We start from the raw sequence: 1,884 nt of genomic DNA on the forward strand, positions 1-1,884 counted from the left end.
GCGAAATATGCGGACGTGTTCAAGGGCGACGTCAACTGGCGCCGCGTCAAGGCGCCGCATAGCCAGACCTATTCCTGGGACAACAAGTCGACCTACGTTCAGAACCCGCCCTATTTCAAGGGCATCGCCATGGAGCCCAAGCCGGTGACGGATATCGAGGGCGCCCGGGTGCTGGCTCTGTTCGGCGACAAGATCACCACCGACCATATTTCCCCGGCCGGTTCGATCAAGGCGGCCTCGCCCGCCGGCAAATATCTGCAAGCCAACAAGGTGAAGCCGGAAGACTTCAACCAATACGGCACGCGGCGCGGCAACCACGAAGTGATGATGCGCGGCACGTTCGCCAATATCCGCATCAAGAACTTCATTCTGGCTGACGATGCCGGCAATGTGCCGGAAGGCGGCAATACCAAATATTTCCCCGGCGGCGACGTTCTGTCGATCTATGACGCCGCGATGAAATATGAAAAGGCCAAAGTGCCGCTGGTCGTGTTCGCCGGCGTCGAATATGGCAATGGCTCCTCGCGCGACTGGGCGGCCAAGGGCACCAATCTGCTCGGCGTGCGCGCGGTCATCGCCGAGAGCTTCGAGCGCATCCATCGCTCCAATCTCGTCGGCATGGGCATCCTGCCCCTGACCTTCGAGGAAGGCACGAGCTGGAAATCGCTCGGCCTCAAGGGCGACGAGCTGGTGACCATCAAGGGCCTCACCTCGCTGGAGCCGCGCCAGAAGATGGAAGCGGAAATCACCTATGCCGACGGCACGGTGAAGAAGGTTCCGCTCAACAGCCGCATCCTGACCGCTGACGAAATCGAATATTACAAGAACGGCGGCATCCTGCATTACGTGCTGCGCCAGCTCGCCGCCTGAGCGGCGCGTTTCGCGCGAGAAATCAAGGCCGCCGGAACGATCCGGTGGCCTTTTTCGTCAGGCGCGCGACGCCAGCGCCGCGACATGGTCGGCCAGCGCCAGCGAAGCGGTCAGGCCCGGCGATTCGATGCCGAACAGATGGATCAGGCCCGGGACGCCGTGCTGCGCGGGGCCCTGCACGACAAAATCCTGCCGTCCGACTTGGGGCGGCACGATCTTGGGCCGGACGCCGGCATAGGCTGGCGTCAATTGTCCGTCTTTCAGGTCCGGCCAATAGAGCCGGATCGCCGCGTAAAAGCGTTCCGCGCGCGCGGGATCGACGCTGTAATCGACATGGTCGATCCATTCGACATCGGGACCGAACCGCGCCTGGCCGCCGAGATCGAGGGTCAGATGCGTGCCGAGACCGCCCGGAACGGGCGCGGGATAGATCAGCCGCGAGAACGGCGAACGCCCGGCGAGGGCGAAATAACTGCCCTTGGCGAAAAAAGCTTTGGGGACCTGTTCGGCGGGAAAACCCTCGAACCGCCGCGCCAGATCGGGCGCGTAAAGGCCGGCTGAATTGACGCACAGGCCGCAGCGGAGCCGCATCGGCGCATCGCCGCCGAGCGTCAATTCGACGCCCTTGTCGGAAATCCGGCCCGCGACGACCGGCGTCCTGAGCGCCAGAACCGCGCCAAGGGCCTCGGCCTCCGCCAGCAGAGCCAGCATAAAACCGTGGCTGTCGATAATGCCTGTCGAGGGCGACAGCAACGCCGCCTCGCAACGGAGCGCGGGCTCCAGCATGCGGGCCTCGGCCGCGTTCATTTCAACGAGGTCGCCGACGCCATTCTTTTCCGCGCGCGTCTTGATCGCGGCGAGCTGGCCGATCTCCGCCGTCGACGTCGCGACGACGAGCTTGCCGCAGCGGCGATGCGCCACGCCGCGTTCGGCGCAGAAATCATAGAGCGCGCGCCGGCCCTCGACGCAGAACCGGGCCATCAGGCTGCCAGGATCGTAATAAAGGCCGGCGTG

1 protein-coding gene and 1 pseudogene are annotated in these 1,884 nt (G+C 64.3%); one reads left to right on the forward strand and one right to left on the reverse strand.

Annotation, left to right across the window (positions count from 1 at the left end; translation table 11 throughout):
- A pseudogene (locus ACE3S9_RS19150) lies at nucleotides 1-870 on the forward strand (aconitate hydratase); the annotation flags it as partial.
- A 57-nt stretch (nucleotides 871-927) separates the two neighbouring features.
- Here ACE3S9_RS19150 and ACE3S9_RS19155 read toward each other — a convergent pair.
- Nucleotides 928-1,884, reverse strand: a 957-nt coding sequence (locus ACE3S9_RS19155; protein ID WP_374548072.1) for an NAD(P)/FAD-dependent oxidoreductase, incomplete at its 5' end; no start/stop codon positions are given.

Origin of the sequence: Rhodoblastus sp. (genome assembly GCF_041915505.1) — a bacterium.
Lineage (GTDB): Bacteria > Pseudomonadota > Alphaproteobacteria > Rhizobiales > Beijerinckiaceae > Rhodoblastus.